At 59.5% G+C, this 22,293-nt stretch carries 16 protein-coding genes and 5 tRNA genes; all 21 read left to right on the top strand.

Annotation, left to right across the window (positions count from 1 at the left end):
• Positions 1-105 precede the first annotated feature (105 nt).
• The 21 genes from HUW35_RS02955 (at position 106) to rpoC (ending at position 22,150) form a co-directional block, all read left to right on the top strand.
• The gene (locus HUW35_RS02955) at positions 106-1,641 is read left to right on the top strand and encodes an alpha/beta hydrolase (protein WP_255463443.1); all 1,536 of its coding nucleotides are present in this window, start codon (positions 106-108) and stop codon (positions 1,639-1,641) included.
• Entirely contained in the window at positions 1,638-2,393 is a 756-nt protein-coding gene (locus tag HUW35_RS02950; protein WP_181254176.1) for an ATP-binding cassette domain-containing protein, read from the top strand. Before HUW35_RS02955 ends, HUW35_RS02950 begins: the two co-directional genes overlap by 4 nt.
• Positions 2,390-3,580 (top strand): ABC transporter permease, encoded by a 1,191-nt coding sequence (locus tag HUW35_RS02945; RefSeq protein WP_255463442.1) that lies wholly within the window; start codon positions 2,390-2,392, stop codon positions 3,578-3,580. The genes HUW35_RS02950 and HUW35_RS02945 overlap by 4 nt, the downstream gene beginning before the upstream one ends.
• Before the next feature lie 26 nt (positions 3,581-3,606).
• A complete protein-coding gene (gene alr, locus HUW35_RS02940; protein ID WP_181254175.1) occupies positions 3,607-4,746 on the top strand; it encodes an alanine racemase in 1,140 nt (379 codons plus the stop codon).
• A 54-nt stretch (positions 4,747-4,800) separates the two neighbouring features.
• Complete coding sequence (gene birA, locus HUW35_RS02935; protein ID WP_255463441.1) at positions 4,801-5,874, top strand: bifunctional biotin--[acetyl-CoA-carboxylase] ligase/biotin operon repressor BirA; 1,074 nt, start codon at positions 4,801-4,803, stop codon at positions 5,872-5,874.
• Positions 5,871-6,644, top strand: a complete 774-nt coding sequence (locus HUW35_RS02930) for a type III pantothenate kinase (protein ID WP_181254174.1) — start codon at positions 5,871-5,873, stop codon at positions 6,642-6,644. The genes birA and HUW35_RS02930 overlap by 4 nt, the downstream gene beginning before the upstream one ends.
• Before the next feature lie 139 nt (positions 6,645-6,783).
• Entirely contained in the window at positions 6,784-7,512 is a 729-nt protein-coding gene (locus HUW35_RS02925; protein WP_181254173.1) for an SPOR domain-containing protein, read from the top strand.
• A 159-nt stretch (positions 7,513-7,671) separates the two neighbouring features.
• A tRNA-Thr gene (locus HUW35_RS02920) sits at positions 7,672-7,747 on the top strand.
• Positions 7,748-7,869: 122 nt separating this feature from the next.
• Positions 7,870-7,952: transfer RNA gene (locus HUW35_RS02915), tRNA-Tyr, on the top strand.
• 82 nt (positions 7,953-8,034) lie between these two features.
• Positions 8,035-8,108 (top strand) — tRNA-Gly (locus HUW35_RS02910).
• 106 nt (positions 8,109-8,214) lie between these two features.
• Positions 8,215-8,289 (top strand) — tRNA-Thr (locus HUW35_RS02905).
• A 170-nt stretch (positions 8,290-8,459) separates the two neighbouring features.
• Positions 8,460-9,653, top strand: a complete 1,194-nt coding sequence (tuf, locus tag HUW35_RS02900; protein ID WP_181254172.1) for an elongation factor Tu — start codon at positions 8,460-8,462, stop codon at positions 9,651-9,653.
• Between the two features lie 123 nt (positions 9,654-9,776).
• Positions 9,777-9,852: transfer RNA gene (locus HUW35_RS02895), tRNA-Trp, on the top strand.
• A 117-nt stretch (positions 9,853-9,969) separates the two neighbouring features.
• Positions 9,970-10,338 (top strand): preprotein translocase subunit SecE, encoded by a 369-nt coding sequence (gene secE, locus HUW35_RS02890; RefSeq protein ID WP_181254171.1) that lies wholly within the window; start codon positions 9,970-9,972, stop codon positions 10,336-10,338.
• Positions 10,339-10,348: 10 nt separating this feature from the next.
• The gene (nusG, locus tag HUW35_RS02885) at positions 10,349-10,882 is read left to right on the top strand and encodes a transcription termination/antitermination protein NusG (protein WP_078083382.1); all 534 of its coding nucleotides are present in this window, start codon (positions 10,349-10,351) and stop codon (positions 10,880-10,882) included.
• A gap of 167 nt (positions 10,883-11,049) precedes the next feature.
• The gene (rplK, locus tag HUW35_RS02880) at positions 11,050-11,481 is read left to right on the top strand and encodes a 50S ribosomal protein L11 (RefSeq protein WP_078083381.1); all 432 of its coding nucleotides are present in this window, start codon (positions 11,050-11,052) and stop codon (positions 11,479-11,481) included.
• Positions 11,482-12,180: a 50S ribosomal protein L1 gene (gene rplA, locus HUW35_RS02875; protein ID WP_066967239.1), complete on the top strand. Its 699-nt coding sequence runs from the start codon at positions 11,482-11,484 to the stop codon at positions 12,178-12,180.
• A 295-nt stretch (positions 12,181-12,475) separates the two neighbouring features.
• Positions 12,476-12,970 (top strand): 50S ribosomal protein L10, encoded by a 495-nt coding sequence (rplJ, locus tag HUW35_RS02870; RefSeq protein WP_078083380.1) that lies wholly within the window; start codon positions 12,476-12,478, stop codon positions 12,968-12,970.
• Between the two features lie 86 nt (positions 12,971-13,056).
• Positions 13,057-13,425 carry a 50S ribosomal protein L7/L12 gene (rplL, locus tag HUW35_RS02865; protein WP_078083379.1) on the top strand — a complete coding sequence of 123 codons (369 nt, stop codon included), beginning with the start codon at positions 13,057-13,059 and terminating at the stop codon, positions 13,423-13,425.
• Positions 13,426-13,732: 307 nt separating this feature from the next.
• Positions 13,733-17,806, top strand: a complete 4,074-nt coding sequence (gene rpoB / locus HUW35_RS02860) for a DNA-directed RNA polymerase subunit beta (RefSeq protein WP_181254170.1) — start codon at positions 13,733-13,735, stop codon at positions 17,804-17,806.
• Between the two features lie 114 nt (positions 17,807-17,920).
• The gene (gene rpoC, locus HUW35_RS02855) at positions 17,921-22,150 is read left to right on the top strand and encodes a DNA-directed RNA polymerase subunit beta' (protein ID WP_181254169.1); all 4,230 of its coding nucleotides are present in this window, start codon (positions 17,921-17,923) and stop codon (positions 22,148-22,150) included.
• Positions 22,151-22,293: the final 143 nt, after the last annotated feature.

Below are 22,293 nucleotides of genomic sequence, written 5' to 3'. Positions count from 1 at the left end.
CAGTTAACGGATAACGATCAACGCTTACGAATACGGGAGTATGCATTGGACTCAAGGAAGCGACTTGTCCCACAACGGCTGCAATACAGCCTGGGAATTACCTTATTGGCGGGACTGTTCAGTTTTGGCGCGCTGGCCGAGCCGGGGCCGGCGGAAGCGACTGCCACCGCCAGCGAAACCTGTTATGCAGACGGCTGGTCAGAGTCGCTGCGCTGTTATCGGGTCCCGGTGGGCGCGGACAGCGCGGGTGACCAGGTAACGCTGTCGGTGCTGGTGGCGCCGGCGGTAAACGGCGGCCAGCATGAGCCGCTGTATCTGCTCGCGGGTGGCCCGGGGCAGGCCGCCAGTGACCTGGTGCGGCTGCTGAATCCGCTGCGCAAACTGAATCGCGGGCGCGATATCGTGATGGTGGATCGCCGAGGGGGAGGGCGTTCCGACGCCTTCGATTGCGGCTTCGGTGCCGAGACTCCGAACAATATCGAACTCATGACGGCCCAGCTGGCCGCCTGCTATATCAATGCCGGCGAGCGCCCCCTGAGCATCAACAGCCGTCAGACCGTGGAAGACCTGGAGTCGGTGCGTCGGGCGCTGGGACATGAGCGTATTTCCCTGTGGGGCGGCTCCTGGGGTACCCGCACCGCGCTGCTTTACCAGCAGTGGTATCCGGATTCCCTGCAGAGCCTGGTGCTGGACGGTGTTGCCCCCATTGATACCAAGGTGTTTCTGGCCGCGTCTGCGGCGGAGTCCGCATTGCAGGAACTGGAACAGGCGTGCAGTGAAGACCCCGTATGTGCGGGATTTGGAGACTGGCGCAATCAGCTGGATAACCTGCTGGCGAACTGGAGCGATGCCCAGGCGAGCAGCTTCCCGGATCCGTTTACCGGGCGTCCTTCCGAAGAACCGGTGGAAACCTGGATGCTGGCCGGCGCCGTGCGCACCGCGCTGTACGATCCCGCCGCTGCGGCACAGCTGCCGTACGCGGTGAGCGAAGCCAGTCGCGGCAACTATGCGCCGCTGTCTGGCATCCTCGGGCTGTTTGCGGATATGGAAGGGGCCATGTCCCTGGGACTTACCTATTCCGTGGCCTGTGCCGAGGAGATGAACCGAGTAGACGCGGCGGATATTGCCCGCGACGCCGAAGGCACTTTTATCGGCGATATGTTTATCCGCATCTTTGTGGAGGGCTGCAAGGTCTGGCCAGTACCGCCCCGCCCCTACGATGCGCCGGAGCCCCGCGATCATCCGGTATTGCTGATTTCCGGCACCGCCGATCCCATTACCCCGCCCGAGTATGCGGACGAGCAGCTCGCTTATCTGCCCAACCAGCAGCACCTGGTGGTGCAGGGCGGGGGACATATCAATTCGCCGCGAGGATGTGTGCCGGACCTGATCCTGCAGTTCCTGGATCAGCCAGGTACGCCACTGGACGACGGCTGCCTCGCAGATATCCGCCGACCGCCGTTTGCGGCCGGTGCGTTCGGGCCCGCACTGATGCCTGAACAGTCGATTCCGGAAGCGGAATCAATGCTCGCGCAAGAAGATTCTGCCGGAGGCGCGGACGAGAGTTCAGCGGAGCATCCGGAACCGCTGGAGCAACGGGAAACTCCCACGGAAGAAGTCGCAGGAGGTGACCAGCCATGATTCGCGTCGACAAAATCTGCAAATCTTTCGAGGGGCAGCAGGTGCTGCACAACCTGAGTTTTGAAGTGCCGGATGGCCGTATCACCGCTCTGCTCGGCGCCAATGGCGCGGGCAAGACCAGTTGCCTGCGTATCGTCTGTGGATTGCTGCAAGCAGACTCCGGACGTGTGCTGGTGGGCGATGCGGACCCCGCCTCCGATCCCATGGCGGTGCGTCGCCAGCTGGGGGTGGTGGGCGACCGCGAAGGGCTCTACGAGCGGCTCACCGTACGCGAGTACCTGTCGGTATTCGCGCAGATGCAGGGGCTCACCGGCGCGGCGCTGCAGGAGGCACTGCAGGCTGTGCGTGAGGAGCTCGAGCTGGATGCCCTGTGGGACCGGCGCACCAAAGGATTTTCCCAGGGGGAGCGCATGAAGGTCTCCCTGGCTCGGGCGCTGGTACATCGCCCCCGCCACCTGATCCTGGATGAGCCTACCCGCGGCCTGGATGTGCTGGCGGTGCGCCTGCTGCGCAAAACCCTGCTGCGGCTGCGGGCTGCGGGCACCACCATCCTGTTTTCCAGTCACGTGATGCCGGAAGTGGCGGAACTTTCGGACCGGGTACTGGTGATGGCGGCGGGGCAGATCGTGGGCGCGGGGACACCGGAGCAGCTGGCGGCGGAAACCGGCTGCACGAATCTCGAAGACAGTTTTGTGGCGCTGGCCTACGGGCAGCGGCCAGCAGTTGCGCAGATGCAAGGAGAGCCAGCGTGAGTATTTCGAATGTGATCCGCGGCGTGAAACAGATGGCGCCGCTGCTGCGCAAGGAATTGCTGGAGGCGTGGCGGGACCGCCGGGCGCTGGTAATGGCGGTGTGCTTTTCCCTGATGTTTCCCGCCGCGCTGGCGGGCGGCACCATCTTCATGATCAAGAAGCAGAGCGAAGACGTTACCCGTGTCGCGCTGCTGGGCGCCGAGCGCGCGCCGCTGATCCGGGAGCGATTGCAGTCCCCGGATCTGGAAGTGTCATCGCTGGATAGTGGTTCGCCGCGGGAACTGCTCGCCGGGGATTACGATATTGTGCTGGAATTCGGTGAGGACTTTGCACAGCGCTATCAGGGATTCCGCGCGCCGCCGCTGTATCTCTACGTCAACAGTTCAGACACCAGCAGCGGGCGCGCCCAGCGGGACATACAAGAGCGCCTGGGGGCCCTGCAGCAGCTGGTGGTTACCCAGCGTCTTGCTGCGCGGGGCGTGGCGCCGCGGCTGCTGGCCCCCTGGCGTGTCGAAACCCGCGATGTCAGTACCCCTTCGAGCCGCGGTGCGTTGATTCTGGCCACAGTGCCCGGGTTGTTGATCATGACCCTGTTTGTCGCCTGTCTCGCTACCGCCGTGGATACCTCCGCCGGCGAGCGGGAGCGCCTCAGTCTGGAGCCGCTGTTGCTGCAGCCTATGGCGGGCTGGCAGATCATTACCGCCAAAACCATCGCCGTCGCGAGCCTGGGGTGGCTGGGCTCGCTGCTGGCAATTGCCACATTGCTGTTATTGATGCCGGTCATGCCGCTTACCGAGCTGGGTATCCAGCGCGCCACCACGACCGGCGGTGTGATCGCCATGGGCTTGATCATGTTGCCGCTGGCGCTGCTGGTGGCGGTGTTGCAGATTCTGCTGGCGCTGCGCTCCCAGTCGTTCAAGGATGCACAGACCCAGTTGAGCATTTTCCAGATAGCGCCGCTGGTGGTGCTGATGGCGTTGGACATTGCGCAGGTCAAGTTGTCCGACAGTTGGCAGTTGCTGCCGCTCGTGGGGCATCAACAGTGGCTCAAGGGCCTGCTGGTGGGGGGCGAGGTTTCTCCCGTGTGGATGGTCGCCGGGTCTCTGGTTACTCTGGGATTAGTTCTGGCTGCGGTCATGGTGGGCGCACGGGCCCTGCGCCGTGAAGGTTTGTTGTCCGCCAGTTGAAAGCGGCGTAGAGGAAGGCATTAAGAGTGACGATCTCCGATCACGAGCGCGAAGGGCTGCTCACTATCGACCTGGGCGCCATTGTCCATAACTACAGCTGGTTGCGTGCGCGCCTGCACGGCGGCTGCGAGTGCGGTGCGGTGGTCAAGGCGGATGCCTATGGCCTGGGCGTGGCGCAAGTGGCTCCGGCCCTGTACCAGGCCGGTTGCCGGACCTTCTTTGTCGCCACACAGAGCGAGGGCGTGCAGCTGCGATCGGTTCTGGATGGACCTGTGACTATTTTCGTTTTGACCGGTGTACGCCCGGGGTGCGAGCGCGCCTGTGCCGAGTCCGGATTGATCCCGGTGCTGGTGACGACCGCACAGATACAGCGCTGGTGTGATGAGACACTCGGTTTCGCCGGCGATAACGCGCTGGCGGCACCGGCAGCGCTGAAGGTGGATTCCGGGATGACCCGGCTGGGTATGGGCGAGGATGAATTTGCCCACCTGTTAACAAAGCCCGCGCTGTTGCGGCAGGCGAACCTGCAACTGATCCTCAGCCACCTCGCCTGTGCGGACGAGGTCGGCCACGCGCAAAACGGCCATCAGCAGGCCGCCTTTGCCGGTATGGTGGCGCGCCTGCGGGAGATCTGCCCGAACGTGCCGGCGAGTCTGGCAAACTCCGCGGGTATCTGTCTGGGTGAAGATTTCCAGTTCGAGGTGGTGCGCCCGGGGTGTGCCCTGTACGGGGTCAACCCGACGCCTGCCCAGCCCAACCCCATGCGCCCGGTCGTCAATTTGCGCCTGCCGGTAATACAGCTGCGCCAGGTACACAGGGACAGTGCGGTGGGCTACGGCGCTACGCAGACTGCGGTGGCTGGCAGCTGGCTGGCTGTGGTCAGGGGCGGATATGCCGACGGTATACTGCGCGCCCAGAGTGGTCGCGGCAGCGGCGTGGCGATTGCCGGGGAGCAGCGGATTCCCGTACCGATGCTGGGGCGCGTATCCATGGATACCACCGTGTTTGATGTCTCTGCCCTCAGTGGGGACCAGCGCGCACAGCTATCGCTGATCGAAGTGCTGGGGGAGTCATTGACGGTGGATCATATGGGCGCCGCTGCGGGCACCATTGGCTACGAGATCCTGACCTCTCTCGGTCACCGCTACTGCCGCCGTTATCGCTGAACCGCGGCATTGCTGGAAACCGTTCGCAGTACCCGAATTACCGGAGAATTTAACTTGGTCTCGCGTCATTCCAATGAAGTGCCGGCAGGTTCGCTGGCCGCACTGCGCCCCCTGTTGCTGCTGCTCGCCGATGGCGAGGTTCACTCCGGTGAATCCCTCGGTGAGGTACTGGGGGTGAGTCGCGCAGCGGTGTGGAAACAGTTGCAGAAGCTCGAGCCCCTGGGGCTGCAAGTGGAGTCGGTCAAGGGGCGGGGATATTGTCTCGCTGGGGGTCTGGATCTGCTGGAGCCAGAGTCGATTCTCTCTTCGCTGGGGCGTGCCAGCTTACCGCTGCTGGGCGAGCTACAGGTATTTGATCAGGTGGACTCCACCAACGCGCGGGTGCTTGCAAGCCTGGAGCAGGGAAGCGGGCACGCACGCGTGGTGCTTGCGGAAATGCAGTCCGCGGGGCGCGGCCGCCGCGGCCGCACCTGGGCGAGCCCCTTCGCCTCAGGGATCAGCCTCTCAATCGGTTGGCAGTTCAATGGCGGCGTGCAGTTGCTCGAAGGGCTGAGTCTTGCTGTCGGCGTCGCCCTGGCCCGCGCCCTGGCGCGCTTCGAGGTGCCGGATGTGCGCTTGAAATGGCCCAATGATGTCTGGTGTCGCGGCCGCAAATTGGCCGGCGTACTGCTCGAATTGAGTGGTGACCTGACCGACCGCTGCGCCGTAGTGGTCGGTATTGGCCTCAACATGCGCCTGCCTGATGCTGCGGCCGAGGCCATCGGTCAGCCGTGGATCGACCTCGCAGAGGTGTGTCCGGGTATTCCGCGTAATCAACTGGTCGCGGCGATGCTCGATGAACTGTTGCCGATGCTTGCCGACTATCCCGAGGGCGGGTTTGCCCGCTGGCGCGATGCGTGGCTGGCTCTGGATCAGTTTGCCGATGCGGAGGTCTGTCTGCAGTCCGCCCAGCAGCGCTGGTGTGGCATCGAGCGCGGGGTCGATGGCAGTGGCGCACTGGTGCTGGAATGCGACGGTGAGCACAAGGTTTTTCACGGTGGCGAGGTGTCCCTGCGTCCCGGCGATGGAGCCGCGGAGCGAGAGGTCGAGCAAGATTCGGCGCGCAAGGGGCAGGGGGCGCAAGGGTGAGAATACTCGAACTGGACCAGGGAAATACCCGCGCCAAGTGGCGTCTTATCGAAACCGGCGCGGGTGCCGCTGATCCCGTGGTCCTCGCGCGCGGCGCGTTTGCGCCAGGGCCCTGGTGGGAGGCATCGGAGCCCCCCGCGGCCTGGGGCGAGCACGCCCCGCAAAGGGTCCGGGTGGCGAATGTGGCGGGCGCGACCGTCGAGCAATGTATCGCTTCTCACGTGCAGCAGCATCTCGGAGCTCGGCCGGAGTTTGCCCGGGTTACGCCGGAGTGCGGAGGGGTGCGCTGCGCGTACAGGGAAGAGTCAAAGCTCGGGGTGGATCGCTGGCTGGCAGTGCTGGCAGCGTATCGGCGCCGCCCCGCGCCGGCGCTGGTGGTCGACTGCGGCAGTGCCGTCACCCTGGACCTTCTGGGGGGCGATGGTCAGCATCTTGGGGGGTACATCGTTCCGGGGCTGGGGTTGATGCGCCGCGCTCTGTATAGCGACACCGATGCGGTAAAAGTAGATCCGCCGGATAGCCAGCCCACTTCCCTCGATCCGGGATGTAACACGCGGGATGCGGTGGACCGCGGCTTGCCGGTCATGGTGCTCGGCGCGGTCGAGCGTGTGTACGATGATCTGGCGCACCGCTGCGCTGTGTCTGGGCACGCGAGCCCGCGCTTGCTGTTTTGTGGTGGCGACGGTGGAATGCTGGCGCCGTTGTGTGATCGTCCCGGGGAGTGGGCAGAGGATCTGGTGATGGAGGGGCTTGCGCTCACCAACCCCTAGACCTGCGGCGAATGCTTCCCGGCAGCTCGCAGTGTGCGCCAGTGGCTGCCCCTGAGACGCTCTGGTTGGCTAGAATGCGCACTGTTCAACACTCTGACGCCTTTGTCGGCATTCAAAGTACTAACTACCTGAATACATTATGCGCTGGATATTTATTTTGTTGGCGGTTGCCAATCTCGGTCTGTTTGCCTGGTTCCTGTCCAACGACAGACCAACTGCGGCGCGCGTGACGCCGGTAATCGCGGCGGAAGAGGGGGGGGGTATTTCGCTGGTCACCGAGGCCGATCCCGCCGCGTTGCCTGCGCCTGAACCGCCGTCAAAGCCGGAGCGGTCTGCGGTACCGGCGCGGAATGCCCGTGGCGGGGCGGAGGCACTGTGCACAATGGTGGGCCCATTCGCCGAAGCCTATCAGGGGGAAGATGTGGCGCGACGCCTGCAGGCGCTTGAGATAAATGCCGCCATGCGCGAGATAGAAATGCAGGGGCAGATGCGCTACTGGGTATACCTGGCGCCGCTGAATTCCTCTCAGGAAGCCTTTCGCAAACTGCGTGAGCTGCAGGCGGCGGGTATCGACAGCTATGTGATACCCAAGGGATCGCTGGAAAACGGCATCTCGTTCGGTATTTTTTCTGAGAAAGATCGTGCCGAGACCCTGACAGGTGAACTGCAGGATCGCGGTTTCGCGGCACAGTTTCGCGAGGAGCCACAGACGTATCTGGAACGCTGGGTAGTGCTCGCGGAGCGCGAGGGCGCTTCCGGAGCGGCTTCTTTGGGTGAGGATTTCTGGGGTCAGCTGCAGCTGGATTATCCGGATATCGGCCGCCGCCAGAACCTGTGCAGTGAGATTCGTACCGCCCAAGAGGAGTAGCTGAAGGAAGAATTGGCGGGTGTGTTTTGCCTGGGTGAAGAAAAGCGACAATCCACTGTTGCTTGTCGCGGACAGTTCCCCTAGAATCCCGCCTCCACTTCAGGGGGTGTCAACAACGCCCGGAGTGGTGAGTCCTTTTTAGGGTTCAAGTATGGGCATGCTGGCGTAGCTCAGTTGGTAGAGCAGCTGACTTGTAATCAGCCGGTCGGGGGTTCGACTCCTCTCGCCAGCTCCATTTCCTTCCGGGTTCTGGTCGGTTTTACCGAAGGGTAAAGAAAGCAGCTAAGTCTGTGAAAATTAAGGAAAAAAATTGTTGACAGCGAGGCGGCGGCTGTAGAAAATACGCACCGCTTTCGAGCAGGGTTCCCGAGTGGCCAAAGGGATCAGACTGTAAATCTGACGCGCAAGCTTCGGTGGTTCGAATCCACCCCCCTGCACCATTATTCAGATGCCTGTGTGCTGGCATCGAAGGTAGAAGAAGTTGTTTGGTCTTCTATCGTGGAGGTTTTCGCACGCGATAGCGCGGGCATAGTTCAATGGTAGAACCTCAGCCTTCCAAGCTGATGATGCGGGTTCGATTCCCGCTGCCCGCTCCATTCTTTAGTGCGGAGCTTGGTTGGTAACTTGCTTGATCTTTGGGTCGAGTGAGAGCGCAGGCAGCCCCGCCTGTGTGTCGACAGTTTTTGTCGATGTCCGGAGTATGCTCATGTAGCTCAGGGGTAGAGCACACCCTTGGTAAGGGTGAGGTCGGCGGTTCAAATCCGCCCATGAGCTCCATTATTCGTAGCCGCGGTGACTTGTGTCTCCGCGGCTATTTGTATCCGGCTTATTTGCCGTCAGGCGGGCCTGGGTGCACTGGTTCCCGGTTTGGCTCCTGGAAGGGTGCCCGGGAGCTGTTCTTGGGTAAGGTCGCTAGTTCGGCTCACGCTTATATTGGGAGGCCCGCAATGGCAAAAGAAAAGTTTGAACGTTCCAAGCCCCACGTGAACGTGGGCACCATTGGTCACGTTGACCATGGTAAGACCACTCTGACTGCAGCGCTGACTCGCGTGTGTGCCGAAGTGTGGGGCGGCTCTGCCGTTGCCTTCGATGGTATCGATAACGCACCGGAAGAGCGTGAGCGCGGTATCACCATTGCCACCTCTCACGTTGAATACGAGTCTCCGACCCGTCACTACGCGCACGTAGACTGCCCGGGACACGCCGACTACGTTAAGAATATGATCACCGGTGCTGCTCAGATGGACGGCGCTATCCTGGTGTGTTCCGCAGCTGACGGCCCCATGCCGCAGACTCGTGAGCACATCCTGCTGTCTCGTCAGGTAGGTGTACCGTACATCGTGGTATTCCTGAACAAAGCCGACATGGTTGACGACGAAGAGCTGCTGGAGCTGGTTGAGATGGAAGTTCGCGAACTTCTGGACCAGTACGAGTTCCCGGGTGACGACACTCCGATCATCACCGGTTCTGCTCTGATGGCGCTGAACGGCGAAGACGACAACGAAATGGGTACCACCGCTGTTAAGAAGCTGGTTGAAACCCTGGACGAGTACATCCCGGAGCCGGAGCGTGCGGTAGATCAGCCGTTCCTGATGCCGATCGAAGACGTATTCTCTATCTCTGGTCGCGGTACCGTAGTAACCGGTCGTGTAGAGCGTGGCATCATCCGCACTGGTGACGAGATCCAGATCGTTGGTATCAAAGAGACCACTTCTACCACCTGTACCGGTGTTGAAATGTTCCGCAAACTGCTCGACGAAGGTCGTGCTGGTGAGAACATCGGCGCCCTGCTGCGCGGTACCAAGCGTGACGAAGTAGAGCGTGGTCAGGTACTGGCCAAGCCGGGCTCCATCACTCCGCACACCAAGTTCGAAGCGGAAGTGTATGTGCTGTCCAAGGACGAAGGTGGTCGTCACACCCCGTTCTTCAAGGGCTATCGTCCGCAGTTCTACTTCCGTACCACTGACGTGACTGGTGCGTGTGAGCTGCCGGAAGGTACCGAGATGGTAATGCCGGGCGACAACGTTCAGATGACCGTTACCCTGATCGCTCCGATCGCCATGGAAGACGGTCTGCGCTTCGCGATCCGCGAAGGTGGCCGTACCGTTGGCGCTGGCGTTGTAGCCAAAATCATCGAGTAATCGATGGCGCGGGTGTGATCGCCATAATGAATTGGTGGTCACGCTTGCAAACGCTGGGGTGGGTGGTATGATCCGCCCCTCGTTTTTTCCGGTGGTGACGCGTTTTGCCCCCGGATGTGTTCCAGGCCAGTAGTTCAATTGGTAGAGCACCGGTCTCCAAAACCGGCTGTTGGGGGTTCGAGTCCCTCCTGGCCTGCCAACTTTCAGATGCCCGCAAGGGGCCTGCAGTTGGGCTATCCTGTACTGCTGTCGCTCTTTGCGGTCGTTGGCAATAAAGGCGCCTTGCAGTAACTGGGCGCGCTAAAGGCTTCTTTGTATGAATGCTAAAGTAGAGGCGAAAACCTTTCGTCTTGACGGCCTTAAGTGGCTGGTAGTGGTGCTGCTTGTTGGTGCTGCTGTGGCGGGCAATTCCTACTACGCCGAAATCCCCCTGCTGTATCGTGTGCTGGCAATCGTTGCGCTTTGCCTGGCGGCTGTATTTGTTGCAGTGCAGACCGAGAAGGGTAATTCCTTCTGGAATCTGTTGCGGGAGGCGCAGAATGAAGTGCGCCGCGTAGTTTGGCCGACTCGTCAGGAAGCGACCCAGACCACTTTGATTGTGGTGGTGTTCGTGCTGCTGATGGCTGTCATTCTGTGGGCGCTGGATTCCGGCCTCGGTTGGGCTGCCTCCAAGATCATTGGCTAAAGGTTAATCCATGGCAAAGCATTGGTATGTAGTTCAGGCTTACTCCGGCTATGAGAAGCGTGTAAAGACTTCTCTCAAGGAGCGCATTGAGCTGCACGAGATGGATCACCTCTTCGGAGAGGTGTTGGTCCCCACCGAGGAAGTGGTGGAAATGCGTGCCGGTCAGAAGCGCAAAAGTGAGCGCAAGTTCTTCCCTGGCTACGTGCTGGTGGAAATGGAGCTCAATGACGACACCTGGCACCTGGTTAAAGAGACTCCGCGTGTGCTGGGTTTCATCGGTGGCAAGGCGGACAAGCCTGCACCGATTACCGATCGCGAAGCTCAGGCTATCCTGAATCGCATCGATGATTCCGTTGATAAGCCCAAGCCCAAGACGCTGTTTGAGCCGGGTGAAATGGTTCGCGTTATCGACGGTCCGTTTAATGATTTCAACGGTGTGGTTGAAGAGGTCAATTACGAGAAGAGTCGCCTGCGGGTGGCGGTATTGATCTTCGGTCGCTCCACGCCGGTAGAGCTGGAATTCGGTCAGGTAGAAAAGAACTGAGTTCGAGCTGAAAGGATTCGGCCCTCTTTCGCCACAGGTGGAAGAGGGCTTTCGCGTCCCTGAAAACCGTGTCGAGCGGTGTCCGGGGTAAACAGGGGAGCTGAGCGTTGCATGTTTGTAAAAGTGTACAGCGCAGGCGCTAATACCCAGTTAAAGAGGAAGCTGTAATGGCTAAGAAAATTGAAGCTTACATCAAGCTGCAAGTGAAGGCCGGTCAGGCCAACCCGAGTCCGCCCGTTGGTCCTGCACTGGGTCAGCACGGCGTGAACATCATGGAGTTCTGTAAGGCGTTCAACGCACAGACTCAGAGCCTGGAGCCGGGCCTGCCGGTACCGGTAGTGATCTCTGTATACAGCGATCGCTCCTTCACCTTCATCATGAAATCTCCGCCCGCCGCAGTTCTGCTGCGCAAGGCTGCCAAGATCAAGAGCGGTTCCGGCCGCCCGAACACTGAGAAAGTGGGCAAAGTGACCCGCGCTCAGATCGAAGAGATCGTGGAAATGAAGAAGGCAGACCTGACTGCATCCGATATGGATGCAGCGGTGCGCACCATCGCTGGTTCCGCCCGCAGTGCCGGTATCGAAGTGGAGGGTGTGTAAGTGGCTAAATTGACCAAGCGTCAGCGTGCTATCGCTGAAAAAATTGAAGCTGGCAAAGCATACGGCATCGATGAAGCTGTTGCGCTGCTGAAAGAGTTTTCCAACGTCAAGTTCGCGGAAACTGTTGATGCTGCCATCAACCTGGGTATCGACCCGCGTAAATCCGACCAGGCTGTACGTGGCGCGACCACTCTGCCGCACGGTACCGGTAAAGAAGTACGCGTTGCCGTATTTACCCAGGGTGCCAATGCCGACGCCGCTAAAGAAGCTGGCGCCGACCTGGTAGGTATGGACGAGCTGGCTGCTGAAGTTAAAGCTGGCAAGATGGATTTCGACGTGGTTGTGGCTTCTCCGGACGCCATGCGCGTTGTTGGCCAGCTGGGCCAGATCCTCGGTCCGCGTGGCCTGATGCCGAACCCGAAAACCGGTACCGTTACCCCGGACGTTGCTACTGCCGTTAAAAATGCCAAGGCTGGTCAGGTGCGTTTCCGCGCTGACAAAGGCGGCATCATCCACGGTGGTATCGGCAAGGTGGCGTTCGACGCAAACCTGCTGAAGGAAAACCTGGAAGCGCTGGTAGCTGACCTGAAAAAGGCCAAGCCGGCTTCCGCGAAAGGCGTGTATCTGAAGAAGATCACCCTGAGCACTACCATGGGCCCGGGTCTGACCATCGACCAGGCTTCTCTGGACGTTAAATAATTTTCCGAGAATTCAATTCTCTGAAAATTGACAACGTTCAGTAAAAAGAACTTTGGGGTCCACCAACGCGCAAGCGGGTAGGTGGGTCGTCAAAGACCGTAGGTGCGGCGGGTGTTTGAGGTTTAAATGCCCGCCGCTTAATCCAGATCTCTGGTCAGATTGACCAGTTAAGAGATCGAGCCTACGCAGACGGTGTGCCCAAACCAGTATTTTTACTGGATTTGAGCTTTAAGCACCGGAACGGGCCGGGGTTACATGTAGTTCCCGGCCTTCATTCAAATCCAGGAGTGACACTATGGCTATTGGACTCGTAGACAAGAAAGCGATTGTCGCGGAAGTCCAGCAGGCTGCTGAGGGTGCTCTGTCGGCGGTGGTTGCGGATTCCCGCGGCGTTACCGTGAACGACATGACTGCCCTGCGCAAAGAGGCTCGCGAGAACGGCGTTTGGTTGAAAGTCGTCCGCAATACTCTGGCGCGTCGCGCTCTGGCCGGTACCGAATTCGAATGTCTCATTGAGAACTTCGTCGGTCCCAGCATCATTGCTTTCTCTAACGAACACCCGGGTGCCGGCGCGCGCATCCTGAAAGAGTTCGCTAAGGGCAATGACAAGCTGGAGCTGAAAGGTGCCGCCTTCGAAGGCGTAGCGACTGACATCGCTCTGTTGGCAAGCCTGCCGACTTACGATGAAGCAATCGCGAAGCTGATGAGCTGCATGAAAGAAGCCTCTGCTGGCAAACTGGTTCGCACTATAGCGGCCGTTCGCGACCAAAAAGAGCAGGAAGCTGCGTAACTGTTTCGCTGAGGCGAAATGGCAGTTTTCAACTTTTAAAGAAATTACGAGCAGTTTCCTGCTCACACGAAATCAGGTACTAACTCATGTCTCTGACTAAAGAAGATATCATCAATGCGATCGCTGAAATGTCTGTTAAGGACGTTGTTGAGCTGATCGAAGCTATGGAAGAGAAGTTCGGCGTAACCGCAGCTGCTGCTGTTATGGCTGGACCGGCTGGCGGCGAAGCTGCTGCAGAAGAAAAGGACGAGTTCGACGTAATCCTGGCCTCTGCTGGCGACAAGAAAGTGAACGTGATCAAAGCTGTTCGCGGCATCACTGGTCTGGGCCTGAAAGAAGCCAAAGCTCTGGTAGACGGCGCTCCGAGCCCGCTGAAAGAAGGCGTGTCCAAAGACGAAGCCGAAGCAGCGAAGAAAGAGCTGGAAGAAGCTGGCGCTACCGTAGAACTGAAGTAATTCAGATCTACACACCACCGTCAGTGGCTGCGTAATCAACCACTGACGGCAAGGCTGGTGGACATTTGTCCGCCGGCCTTTTTGCCGTTTGCGGCATAGGGCTTTTTCCCGCCAAAGGGAAGCGCCTCGAAAGCAGCAAACGGCAGAAAAATCGAGAGGTTTGCGCACAGGGCGGTGCAGTTTTTAACCACCTGTTTTAAGCGTAGCGCAATGTGCAGAGACTTCTCGCCCGGATGGACTGCGTATCGTCAGATAACTGACCGCAGTTCTGATGAAGTCTTGTCACCGATCAAGCTGGGGAATATGAATGGCTTACTCATACACTGAGAAAAAACGTATCCGCAAGGATTTTGGCAAGCTGCCTAAGGTCATGGATGTGCCTTTCCTGCTTGCGATACAGTTGGACTCGTATCGCAAATTTACTCAGGCCGACACGCGCCCGGATGAGCGCCTGGACATGGGCTTGCAGGCGGCGTTCAAGTCTGTATTTCCAATTGTCAGTTACTCTGGCAACGCCGCACTGGAGTACGTTAGCTACACCCTCGGCAAACCTGCCTTCGATGTCAAGGAATGTACCCTGCGCGGCGTGACTTATGCCTGCCCGCTGCGGGTTCGCGTTCGCCTGATTATTTACGATAAAGAATCTGCGAATAAGTCCATCAAGGACATCAAGGAGCAGGAAGTCTACATGGGCGAAATTCCGCTCATGACTGAAAACGGTACCTTTGTTATTAACGGTACTGAACGTGTAATCGTATCCCAGCTGCACCGCTCCCCGGGTGTATTCTTCGATCACGACAAAGGCAAGACTCACTCTTCCGGCAAGCTGCTGTACGCCGCGCGGGTGATTCCTTACCGCGGTTCCTGGCTCGACTTCGAGTTCGACCCGAAAGACCTCGTATACGTGCGTATCGACCGTCGCCGCAAACTGCCTGCGACCATTCTGCTGCGCGCCCTGGGTTTCGCCTCCCAGGAAATGCTGGAAATGTTCTTCGACACCAGCAAGTTCACCCTGAATGACGACACTGTCAGCCTCGACCTGATCCCATCGCGCCTGCGCGGTGATGTTGCTTCCTTCGATATCAAGGACGGCAGCGGCAAGGTCATTGTTGAGGAAGGTCGCCGTATTACCCCGCGTCATATCCGCCAGTTGGAAAAGGCCGGTGTAGAGAAGCTTGAAGCTCCGCTGACCTACCTGAATGGTCGCGTTCTGGCGAACGACATCATCGATGATTCCACCGGCGAAGTGGCGGTGGAGTGTAATACCGAAATCACCGACGAAGTGGTTGCCAAGCTGCGCATCCTGAACGTCAAGAATTTCGAGACCCTTTACACCAACGACCTGGACTGCGGTCCGTTTATTTCCGATACCCTGCGTGCAGATCCGTCTCGCACCCAGCTGGAAGCACTGGTCGAGATCTACCGCATGATGCGCCCGGGCGAGCCGCCCACCAAGGAATCTGCGGAATCCCTGTTCGAGAACCTGTTCTTCTCCGACGAGCGTTACGATCTGTCCGCTGTTGGCCGCATGAAGTTCAACCGTCGCCTGGGTCGTGAAGACGAGACCGGTCAGGGCACCCTGAGCAAAGAAGACATCGTCGACGTGCTCAAGACCCTCATCGAGATCCGCAACGGCCGCGGCATGGTGGACGATATCGACCACCTGGGTAACCGTCGTGTGCGTTCTGTGGGCGAAATGGCTGAAAACCAGTTCCGTGTGGGCCTGGTGCGGGTAGAGCGCGCGGTTAAAGAGCGCCTGTCCATGGCGGAATCCGAAGGCCTGATGCCGCAGGATCTGATCAACGCCAAGCCGGTAGCCGCTGCGGTGAAGGAGTTCTTTGGCTCCTCCCAGCTGTCCCAGTTTATGGACCAGAACAACCCGCTGTCGGAAGTTACCCACAAGCGCCGTGTCTCTGCACTGGGCCCGGGCGGTCTGACCCGCGAACGTGCCGGCTTTGAGGTGCGCGACGTACACCCGACTCACTACGGTCGCGTATGTCCGATTGAGACGCCGGAAGGTCCGAACATCGGTCTGATCAACTCCCTGGCCACTTATGCCCGCGCTAACCACTACGGTTTCCTCGAGAGCCCGTACCGCAAGGTTGTCGACGGTCAGGTGACGGACCAAATCGAATACCTGTCTGCGATCAACGAAGCCAACTTCGTGGTTGCACAGGCGTCCGCAGCTGTGGACGAAAACGGTCGCTTTACCGATGACCTGGTCAGCGTGCGTTACCAGTACGAGTTCACCCTGAAGACTCCGGACGAAATCCAGTATATGGACGTGTCCGCCCGTCAGGTGGTCTCTGTGGCTGCGGCGATGATTCCGTTCCTCGAACACGATGACGCCAACCGCGCACTCATGGGCTCGAACATGCAGCGCCAGGCGGTTCCGACCCTGCGCGCTGAAAAGCCGCTGGTGGGCACTGGCATGGAGCGCACCGTAGCGCGCGACTCCGGCGTATGTGTCGTAGCGAAGCGCGGTGGTGTGATCGAGCGTGTCGACGCCAGCCGTGTGGTTGTGCGGGTACATGACGACGAAGTAGAAGCCGGTGATGCGGGTGTGGATCTGTATGGTCTGACCAAGTACACCCGCTCCAACCAGAACACCTGTATCAACCAGCGCCCGATCGTGAAGACCGGTGACGTGGTTGCGCGCGGCGACATCCTGGCTGACGGCCCGTCCGTTGACTTGGGTGAGCTGGCGCTGGGCCAGAACATGCGCATCGCGTTCATGCCCTGGAACGGCTACAACTTCGAGGACTCCATCCTCGTATCCGAGCGCGTTGTACAGGAAGACCGCTTTACCACCATCCACATTCAGGAACTGACCTGTATTGCCCGTGACACCAAGCTGGGCAGTGAGGAAATCACCGCGGATATCCCCAACGTGGGCGAATCTGCGCTGAACAAGCTGGATGAGTCCGGCATCGTGTACATCGGTGCGGAAGTGGGCGCCGGCGATATCCTGGTAGGCAAGGTAACTCCGAAAGGCGAAGCCCAGCTAACCCCGGAAGAAAAACTGCTGCGTGCAATCTTCGGTGAGAAGGCGTCTGACGTTAAAGACACCTCCCTGCGTGCGCCGTCCGGCACTCGCGGTACCGTGATCGACGTACAGGTCTTCACCCGCGACGGTCTGCAGAAGGACCAGCGCTCCCTGGCGATCGAAAAAGCCCAGCTCGACGAAGTCCGCAAGGACCTCAACGAGGAATACCGCATCGTAGAAGGCGCAACCTTTGAGCGTCTGGCTGCGGCACTGGACGGCCAGAAGGTCGCCGGCGGCAAGGGCGTTAAGAAAGGCGATGTGCTGAACGCTGAAGTCCTGGCCGGCCTGCCGCGCGAAGACTGGTTCAAGCTGCGCATGGCGGAAGAGAGCCTGAACGAGCAGCTGGAAAAGGCCGAAGCCCAGCTGAAAGAGCGTCGCAAGCTGCTCGACGAGCAGTTTGAAGACAAGAAGAAGAAACTGGAATCTGGCGACGACCTGGCGCCGGGCGTGCTGAAGATCGTCAAGGTATACCTGGCGATCAAGCGTCGCATCCAGCCCGGTGACAAGATGGCCGGTCGTCACGGTAACAAAGGTGTGATCTCCGTGATCAAGCCTGTCGAAGACATGCCGTACGATGAGAACGGTGAGCCGGTAGATGTGGTTCTCAACCCGCTGGGTGTACCGTCCCGTATGAACGTGGGTCAGGTTCTGGAAATGCACCTGGGTATGGCCGCCAAGGGCCTCGGTGTGAAGATTGATCGCATGATCAAGGAGAAGCAGGAAGCGGCGAAAGTTCGCGGGTTCCTGGAAGAGGTCTACAACTCCACCGGCGGCAACAAGGAAGAGCTGGACGAGCTGTCTGACCAGGAAGTGATGGCGATGTCCGAAAACCTGCGTCGCGGTGTACCCATGGCGACTCCGGTGTTCGACGGTGCCGAAGAGCCCGAGATCAAGAAGCTGCTGCGTCTCGCGGACATCCCGGATTCCGGCCAGATCACGCTGTACGACGGCCGTACTGGTGACGCCTTTGAGCGTCCGGTTACTGTGGGCTACATGTACATGCTGAAGCTGAACCACCTGGTAGACGACAAGATGCACGCGCGTTCTACCGGTTCCTACAGCCTGGTTACCCAGCAGCCGCTGGGTGGTAAGGCGCAGTTCGGTGGTCAGCGTTTCGGTGAGATGGAAGTGTGGGCACTGGAAGCATACGGTGCCGCTTACACCCTGCAGGAAATGCTCACGGTCAAATCCGATGACGTTGAAGGTCGTACCAAGATGTACAAGAACATCGTGGATGGCGACCACCGCATGGAGCCGGGCATGCCCGAATCCTTCAACGTACTGGTCAAGGAAATCCGCTCGCTGGGTATGAACTTCGAGCTGGAAAACGAATAAGACTGGTAACAATCGGATTTAGTAGACAGAGGCCGGCGGTTGTAAAACACCGCCGGCGCTCCCGGCCCCAGAAGCAGTTGGCCGGGTTGACTACCCCCTAGTGGAGGAAAGGCCTTGAAAGATTTGTTAAACCTGGTGAAAGCCCAGGAGCAGCTGGAAGAATTTGACGCGATCCGTATCGGTCTGGCTTCGCCAGAAATGATCCGTTCCTGGTCCTACGGCGAAGTGAAAAAGCCGGAGACCATTAACTACCGTACCTTCAAGCCGGAGCGTGAAGGTCTGTTCTGTGCCAAGATCTTTGGCCCGGTAAAAGACTACGAGTGTCTGTGCGGCAAGTACAAGCGCATGAAGCACCGCGGCATCATCTGTGAAAAGTGCGGTGTAGAAGTGACCAAGGCCAAGGTGCGTCGTGAGCGCATGGGCCACATCGAGCTGGCGAGCCCGGTTGCGCACATCTGGTTCCTGAAGTCCCTGCCGTCCCGTATCGGCTTGCTGCTGGACATGACCCTGCGCGATATCGAGCGCGTGCTGTACTTCGAATCCTATGTGGTTACCGATCCGGGTATGACTACCCTGGAGCGCGGCCAGCTGCTGAACGACGAGCAGTACTTCGAAGCAATGGAAGAGTTCGCTGACGAGTTCGAAGCCAAGATGGGTGCGGAAGCCATCCAGGAGCTGATGAACGACATCGAGCTGCCGTCCGAAATCCAGCGTCTGCGCGAAGAGATCCCGGCGACCAACTCCGAGACCAAGATCAAGAAGCTGTCCAAGCGTCTTAAGCTGCTGGAAGCCTTCTACAAGTCCGGCAACAAGCCGGAGTGGATGATCATGCAGGCTCTGCCGGTTCTGCCGCCGGATCTGCGTCCGCTGGTACCCCTGGACGGCGGCCGCTTTGCGACCTCTGACCTGAACGATCTGTACCGCCGGGTGATCAACCGTAACAACCGTCTGAAGCGCCTGCTCGAGCTGAACGCGCCGGACATCATCGTGCGCAACGAAAAGCGTATGCTGCAGGAATCTGTTGACGCCCTGCTGGACAACGGCCGTCGCGGCCGCGCCATCACCGGTTCCAACAAGCGTCCGCTGAAGTCCCTGGCCGACATGATCAAGGGTAAGCAGGGTCGTTTCCGCCAGAACCTGCTGGGTAAGCGTGTGGACTACTCCGGTCGTTCCGTGATCGTGGTTGGTCCGACCCTGCGCCTGCACCAGTGTGGACTGCCCAAGAAAATGGCCCTCGAGCTGTTCAAGCCGTTCATTTTCGGCAAGCTGGAAACCCGCGGTCTGGCCACCACCATCAAGGCGGCCAAGAAAATGGTCGAGCGCGAAGAAGCGGTGGTGTGGGACATCCTCGATGAGGTGATCCGCGAGCACCCGGTACTGCTGAACCGTGCACCGACCCTGCACCGTCTGGGTATCCAGGCATTCGAGCCGGTGCTGATTGAAGGTAAAGCGATCCAGCTGCATCCGCTGGTGTGTGCGGCGTACAACGCCGACTTCGACGGTGACCAGATGGCGGTACACGTACCGCTGACCATCGAAGCGCAGCTGGAATCCCGCGCGCTGATGATGTCCACCAACAACATCCTGTCGCCCGCCAATGGTGAGCCGATCATCGTACCGTCCCAGGACGTTGTACTGGGTCTGTACTGGATGACCCGTGAGCGCGTGAACGATAAAGGTGAGGGCATGTCCTTCTCCGATATCAAGGAAGTCAGCCGCGCCTTCTACGCCAAGCAGGTAGGCCTGCAGGCGAAGATCAAGGTGCGTATCGACGAGACCTCCATCGGCGAAGACGGTGAGAAGCAGGTTACCCGCACTATTTACGACACCACTGTCGGTCGTGCGCTGCTGTGGAACATCGTGCCGGAAGGCCTGCCGTTCGAATACGTCAACCAGCCGATGAAGAAGAAGGCGATCTCCCGCGTTCTGAACGAGTGCTACCGTAAAGTGGGCCTGAAGGCGACCGTCATCTTTGCTGACCAGCTGATGTACACCGGTTTCGACTTCTCCACCAAGTCCGGCTCCTCCATCGGTGTGAACGACTTCGAGATCCCGGCGGCCAAGGCCGACCTGATCGCTTCCGCGGAAGAGGAAGTGAAAGAGATCGAAACCCAGTTCGCATCCGGTCTGGTTACCGCGGGTGAGAAATACAATAAGGTCATCGACGTTTGGTCCCGCACCAATGACAAGGTGACCCAGGCGATGATGGCCGGTATCAAGAAAGAGCCGGTAATCGATCGCGAAGGTAAAGAGACCGAGCAGGACTCCTTTAACTCTGTCTACATGTACGCGGACTCCGGCGCTCGTGGTTCCGAGGCGCAGATTCGTCAGCTGGCAGGTATGCGTGGTCTGATGGCGCGTCCGGACGGCTCCATTATCGAAAACGCCATTACTGCGAACTTCCGTGAAGGTCTGAGCGTACTGCAGTACTTCATCTCGACCCACGGTGCTCGTAAAGGTCTGGCGGATACCGCACTGAAAACTGCGAACTCCGGTTACCTGACCCGTCGTCTGGTAGACGTGGCGCAGGACGTGGTAATTACCGAGATCGACTGTGGCACCGACGACGGCCTGACCATGGCGCCGGTGATCGAAGGCGGTGACGTCATCGAGTCCCTGGGTGACCGTATCCTCGGCCGTGTTGTGGCGCGCGACGTGACCAAGCCTGGCAGCGACGAGATTGCCGTACCGGCTGGTACCATGATCGACGAAGCCTGGGTCGAGCGCATCGAAGGTATGGGTATCGACGAAGTGATCGTCCGTTCCGCGATTTCCTGTGAAACCGCCCACGGCATTTGTGCCCAGTGTTACGGCCGAGACCTGGCCCGTGGCCACCGCGCCAACCCGGGTGAGTCCGTGGGTGTTGTGGCTGCCCAGTCCATCGGTGAGCCGGGTACCCAGCTGACCATGCGTACCTTCCACATCGGTGGTGCGGCGAGCCGCGCCTCTGCTGCAGACAGCATTCAGGTGAAACAGCCTGGTACCGTGCGTCTGCACAATGTGAAGACGGTTAAAACCGAAAGCGGCAACCTGGTAGCGGTTTCGCGCTCCGGTGAGCTGGCAGTAGCGGACCCCGCCGGTCGTGAACGCGAGCGTTACAAGCTACCTTACGGTGCTGTGATCAGCGTCGACGAAGGTTCTACCATTGATGGTGGCCAGATCGTGGCCAAGTGGGATCCGCACACCCACCCGATCATTACCGAAGTTGCCGGTTGGGTGAAGCTGTCCGGTATGGAAGACGGCCTCTCTATCCGTAAGCAGACCGACGAGATTACCGGTCTGTCCTCTATCGAGGTCATCGACCCGGCAGAACGTCCGGCGGCAGGTAAAGACCTGCGTCCGGCGGTAACCCTGGTGGACGAGAACGGTGAAGAGCTGACCCTGGCCAACTCCAACGCGCCGGCACACTACGCACTGCCGCCGCGGGCAATCCTCAGCCTGAAGGACAGCGACAAGGTGAACGTGGGTGATATCGTCGCACGTATTCCGCAGGAATCCGGCGGTACCAAGGATATTACCGGTGGTCTGCCGCGGGTTGCCGACCTGTTTGAAGCGCGTAAGCCGAAAGAACCGTCCATCCTGGCGGAGATCTCCGGTACCGTTTCCTTCGGTAAAGAGACCAAGGGCAAGGTTCGTCTGCAGATCACCCCGAAAGACGGCAAGCCGCTGGCCAATGGCAAGGATCACTACGAAGTACTGATTCCGAAGCACCGCCAGCTGACCGTGTTCGAAGGTGAAACCGTAGAAAAGGGCGAGGTTATCTCCGATGGCCCGTCCAACCCGCACGACATTCTGCGCCTCAAGGGCGTGGAGGAACTGGCGCGCTACATCACCAACGAGATCCAGGAGGTTTACCGTCTCCAGGGTGTAGGCATCAACGATAAGCACATTGAGACCATCGTGCGTCAGATGCTGCGTAAAGTTGAGATCCTCGAGATGGGTGACTCCGAGTTCATCAAGGGCGATCAGGTGGAATACCAGCGCGTTGTTGAAGAGAACGAGCGTCTGCGTGCCGAAGGCAAGCAGCCTGCGCAGTTCGAGCGCCTGCTGCTGGGTATCACCAAAGCGTCTCTGGCGACCGAGTCCTTCCTGTCTGCGGCCTCCTTCCAGGAGACCACCCGTGTACTGACCGAAGCGGCAGTAACCGGCAAGGAAGACAGCCTGCGCGGCCTGAAGGAAAACGTGGTAGTGGGTCGTCTGATCCCGGCCGGTACCGGCCTCGCCTACCACGCAGAGCGCAAGCGCAGACGCACCCAGCAGTTGACCCAGGGCTATGCCGAGGGTCCTTCTGCAGAAGAGGTGGAAGCTGCACTGACCGAAGCCCTGAAATCTTCCGGGGAGTAAGGTCGACAGAACGGAGTAGTCTGACCGGCGGTTCTTGCTTGCGGAGCAGGCATCACCGGTCAGTTCCGGATCGCAATTGCCTGCTGGGGTAAGTATTTACTTCGGCAGGTGATTGACTCGGGGTTGTCGCCCTTATAGAATGC

This window comes from Microbulbifer sp. YPW1, from assembly GCF_013367775.1.
In the GTDB taxonomy this organism is placed as follows: domain Bacteria; phylum Pseudomonadota; class Gammaproteobacteria; order Pseudomonadales; family Cellvibrionaceae; genus Microbulbifer.
The sequence above is the reverse complement of the archived record's forward strand: the minus strand, read 5'-3'. Positions and strand labels throughout refer to the sequence as shown.

Bases quoted from the DNA above. Each gene is read 5' to 3' on its own strand.
- HUW35_RS02950 (WP_181254176.1), top strand. From the start codon at position 1,638: ATGATTCGCGTCGACAAAATCTGCAAATCTTTCGAGGGGCAGCAGGTG.
- rplJ (WP_078083380.1), top strand. From the start codon at position 12,476: ATGGCTATTGGACTCGTAGACAAGAAAGCGATTGTCGCGGAAGTCCAG.
- HUW35_RS02925 (WP_181254173.1), top strand. From the start codon at position 6,784: ATGCGCTGGATATTTATTTTGTTGGCGGTTGCCAATCTCGGTCTGTTT.
- secE (WP_181254171.1), top strand. From the start codon at position 9,970: ATGAATGCTAAAGTAGAGGCGAAAACCTTTCGTCTTGACGGCCTTAAG.
- rplK (WP_078083381.1), top strand. From the start codon at position 11,050: ATGGCTAAGAAAATTGAAGCTTACATCAAGCTGCAAGTGAAGGCCGGT.
- tuf (WP_181254172.1), top strand. From the start codon at position 8,460: ATGGCAAAAGAAAAGTTTGAACGTTCCAAGCCCCACGTGAACGTGGGC.
- rplL (WP_078083379.1), top strand. From the start codon at position 13,057: ATGTCTCTGACTAAAGAAGATATCATCAATGCGATCGCTGAAATGTCT.
- nusG (WP_078083382.1), top strand. From the start codon at position 10,349: ATGGCAAAGCATTGGTATGTAGTTCAGGCTTACTCCGGCTATGAGAAG.
- rpoB (WP_181254170.1), top strand. From the start codon at position 13,733: ATGGCTTACTCATACACTGAGAAAAAACGTATCCGCAAGGATTTTGGC.